This is a genomic window from Flavobacterium sp. (assembly GCF_046317795.1).
In the GTDB taxonomy this organism is placed as follows: domain Bacteria; phylum Bacteroidota; class Bacteroidia; order Flavobacteriales; family Flavobacteriaceae; genus Flavobacterium.
On record NZ_JBKCVI010000097.1, the window covers coordinates 1 to 4,064 of the forward strand.

Annotated in this window: 4 protein-coding genes; all 4 read right to left on the reverse strand. The window is 34.4% G+C overall.

The window, feature by feature from the left end; translation table 11 throughout:
- On the reverse strand, window positions 1-962 hold a 962-nt coding region (locus tag ACK5ON_RS05815), incomplete at its 3' end, for a cupin domain-containing protein (RefSeq protein WP_409820756.1).
- A gap of 97 nt (window positions 963-1,059) precedes the next feature.
- The gene (locus ACK5ON_RS05820) at window positions 1,060-2,589 is read right to left on the reverse strand and encodes a carboxypeptidase-like regulatory domain-containing protein (protein WP_409820758.1); all 1,530 of its coding nucleotides are present in this window, start codon (window positions 2,587-2,589) and stop codon (window positions 1,060-1,062) included.
- Window positions 2,590-2,601: 12 nt separating this feature from the next.
- A complete protein-coding gene (coaD, locus tag ACK5ON_RS05825; protein ID WP_409820760.1) occupies window positions 2,602-3,060 on the reverse strand; it encodes a pantetheine-phosphate adenylyltransferase in 459 nt (152 codons plus the stop codon).
- A gap of 110 nt (window positions 3,061-3,170) precedes the next feature.
- The coding region (locus ACK5ON_RS05830; protein ID WP_409820762.1) for a D-alanine--D-alanine ligase at window positions 3,171-4,064 on the reverse strand (894 nt) is incomplete at its 5' end.

Below are 4,064 nucleotides of genomic sequence, written 5' to 3' on the forward strand. Positions count from 1 at the left end.
ACACAAAAAATATCGCGCTCCTTCCAGTCAAATCGTTTACCATTGATGATGGAATAGCCGCTTCCTTTGGCACATTGATAGACAAATGAACCCGTATGTTTGTGTGCTTTTCCTTTAAATCCTGCGGGTAATAATTGCATCGAAGCACCCATAGTTTGCATTACGTGTCCACCCGTTAACGGATTGGAGTATTGCATCAAAATGCCATTAAAAGGATTTACATCTTTTACTTTTGCAGCTTCTACCAATGCCGGATAAACCGATTTCCAGGAATATTTGAATAAAGGTGAATAGGGTTTGTCCCAAACTGTATCGGCTGGAATTAAACCTGAACAGCCATAGGCAATTGGGGAGTAATTTATTGGAGCAACCAAAGCTTGCTTGCCATCATAAATCGCATAATCATTCGCTTCCAAGGCATTTACTAATGGAATATCCAAACCATCTTGCCAAATGCAGGTTTTCCCACCTTCTTCTACGCCATGTTCGTGCCAAGTAGAGTTAGGTGTAATTACAAAGTCATTGACTTCAAACGTAATTTTATTACCATCTACCACAGTGTAACCGCCTTCGCCTTCCATAATAAAACGCAAGGCCGAAGCTTTGTGTCGGTGTGCCGATGTGCTTTCGCCGGGACGTGTCACTTGAATTCCGGTGTATAACCAGCCCACAGCGGCAGAAACATCTTTACGTTTGTCGTTTACCAAATACACCACTCTTCGTCCAGCTTGTTCTGGGGTTACGAGTTCGGATGATTTTAAAACCAAGCTGCGCAAGTCATCATATTTCCATAACATAGGAACTGATGAGCTTCTTGGTTCCCAAGGTTCGATATCGTTAGCAACCGTCCATAAGGCACCAGCACCAAGTGTTTCGAGTTCTTTATAATAGGCTTGTAATTCGGGTGAATCCTGAACTCTTGCTCTTCCTAATTGATTGTCTGAATAATTATTTGTTTCCATTGTAACCAGTAATTAGTTAAAAGTATTTTTAATTATAACTCCTATCAATTTGTTCAATTGATTTGCTCTATACTATTAAACATTTAAAAAAAAAGGACTAATCCGTTTTAAATTGCTTCATTTCCTCCAAAGGTTCTATTCCATTATAGTCTTTCCAAATTTTAGGATCATAGGATTTTATTTTTATAAAATTAAAATCGTCTTCGGTTATTTTTTGGATAGTAGCTTCTGAAGTTTCCGTACGAGAAATGTTCAGAAATTCTGTTTTCGTAATTGTGTTGGCTTCAATTTTCATGTCGAAAGCAACTACATCTTTCTCAATGTCTGTCAACTCTATAAATTTTAGGGGTCTGTTTACATAAATGTATTGTCCGGTTTCTTTAGAGGCATAGTGCATATAATAACCATCACCTATAGGATTTTTTTTGAAGATGAGCGTACCATTACTAATATTTTCTTGTGTTTTCACTCCCAAAAGGAATTTCATATTAAATCCACTTACTTTTTTACCTTCTGCCAAGGAGAATTCCGTTCGAATAACCGCAAAATCTGATTCAGATATATAGAGTTTCCCTTTATATATTGCCCTGTTTTTTTTCGGTTTAAAGCTTAAAACATAAACAAATTCATAGTCATTAGAATAGGTTGCACCTTCATAGACATACTCATAAATTTCTGTGTCATTTATGAATTCTAATTCTTTTTTATTCAATAAGCTAGTTTCAGATAAAAACGAACTAAGACTTGCTTTTGTTGTAGTTAATTGGTTTGTTTTTACTTTCTTTTTTCTTTGATTAAAATCTTTTCGTAAGGATATTGTATCTCGCGAACCAAAAAGACCACTTTTGATTCGGTAGTATTTCGAAGTGTCCAAATGCGTGAGCATGATATCTCTGGTCGATTTTTCTAATTCTTCGAGCGAAGCAGAACTGTTTTCATTTTTCAATTTTGTAGCTTTTATTACATCAAGCTTAGATAAATAATATGGCTTATCATCTTTTTGAGTTTTGAAAGTAAAGTAATTGCATAGCACATCTGTGTATTCTTTTGGAGGCTGTGAGGGTAATTTTGAGGTGTAAGCACTCAGTTGTGTATTGGCTTTCTTTAGCGCTTCTTTCGAAAATCCAGTTGATTTTTCAATTTCAACATCTAATATAGAAGGTTTGAAATTCGTAGAAGTTCTAAAGAAAATCATATCCTTTGTGGCTTGCCCATCTTTTTTATAATTGCGTTCCAAATTCGCTCTTACGTTAGCCATAATTTCGTTTGGACTTAATTTTTTATTGGAAATAGTAACTTCATTGAGTTCAATAATAGCAGCTTGTAATTTGATGATAAATTGCTGTTCTTTTAATTCGCCCACAGTTAGCTTTTTATTAACGAATCCGAGATAAGAAACTACTAATGATGTATTGTTATCACTACTGTTTTCAGACAATGTAAAATAACCCTCAGCATTCGAAATTAGACTTTCCGAATTATTGACCAAAATGTTTGCATAGGGAATACTTTCGCTTGTACTAGAGTCAATAATTTTTGCAGTGATGTTTTGGCTTTTGGCTATTTGAATAAAAAAAATAGCTGATATTAAAAAAAATAATAGTTTTCTGCAGACGAATAATTTCATAATTAAGGTGTTTTATTTTTTTACTAAAACTGTATCGGGAACCAAAACCGTATAATCGCCACCGTTTCTAATAACATCACGAACAATGGTAGAACTGATATAGGAAGTTTTGGAAGCCGTGAGCAAGAAAACAGTTTCTATTTGTGATAATTTTCTATTGGTGTGCGCAATGGCTTTTTCAAATTCGAAATCGGCAGGGTTTCTCAGGCCACGCAAAATAAACTGTGCCTCTTCTTTTTTGCATAAATTGATTGTTAATCCTTCATAAGTAATCACCCTAACTTTTGGTTCATCTTTGAAAGCGTCTTCTATAAATTTTTTTCTATCTTCCAGCGTGAACATGTATTTTTTATCGGCATTGATACCAATAGCTACAATTACTTCATCAAATAGCGAAACGCCTCTTTTGATAATATCATAATGCCCTAAAGTGATGGGGTCAAATGAACCGGGAAAAACTGCTTTTTTCATTGTTTGATGTTTAAGGTTTATGGTTTAAGGTTTAAGGTTTATGGTTTTAGGTTTAAGGTTTAAGGTTTATGGTTTTAACTATAGACAACAAACTCCAAACTCCAAACTTTTTATTTTTTCCAAATAGGTTTTCTTTGTAAAGCTAAAGTTATTTCGTTGTCTAACAAGTCACTAAATGCAATTTTAGCATGTGCAGCTTGTTGTGGAAAGATACTTTGTGGTGACAAACCCGGATTGGTGTTGATTTCTATAAAATAGGGAATACCGTTCATAATGATAAAATCGGTACGTGAAAAACCAGTCATTCCCAGTGATTCATATACTTTTTTGGCAGTTTCAATTACTAATTCTTCTAAATTAGATGAGATTCGGGCTGGCGTTATTTCATTCGACTTGCCTAAATACTTGGCTTCATAATCGAAGAACGCATTTTGAGAAACAATTTCGGTTATTCCAAGAACTTTAGTTTCGCCTTTATAATTTAATACCCCAACAGAAACTTCGGTGCCATTCAAATAGGATTCTATCAAAATATCATTGTCTTCTGCGAAAGCAAAATCCAATGCTTTTGGTAAATCATCCAAAGTACTCACCATAGAAACCCCTAAACTACTTCCCGATTGATTTGGTTTTACAAAAAAAGGCAATCCTAATTCGGCTGCAATATTGTTTCCGTTAATATTTTCGCCTTTGGTTATATAAATAGAATTGGCTTTAGGAATATTAAATTTTGACAACACTGATAAAGTGTCACGTTTGTTGAATGTCAAACTCGATTGGTAATAATTACAACCTGAATAGGGCAAATCAATTAGTTCCCAATACGCTTGTAAATGTCCATCTTCTCCTGGAGTTCCATGAACAATGTTAACTGCGACATCAAATTTTACAGTTTGGTTGTCTTTCTCAAAAGTAAAATCGGCTTTGTTGATTGGGTATTTAATGGCGTCAATTAAGCAGTACCATTCATTATTGAGTATATGAATTTCAAAAGCACGGTATTT

Excerpts from the sequence above, each read along its gene's own strand:
- ACK5ON_RS05820 (WP_409820758.1), bottom strand. The coding sequence starts at position 2,589 with ATGAAATTATTCGTCTGCAGAAAACTATTATTTTTTTTAATATCAGCT.
- coaD (WP_409820760.1), bottom strand. The coding sequence starts at position 3,060 with ATGAAAAAAGCAGTTTTTCCCGGTTCATTTGACCCCATCACTTTAGGG.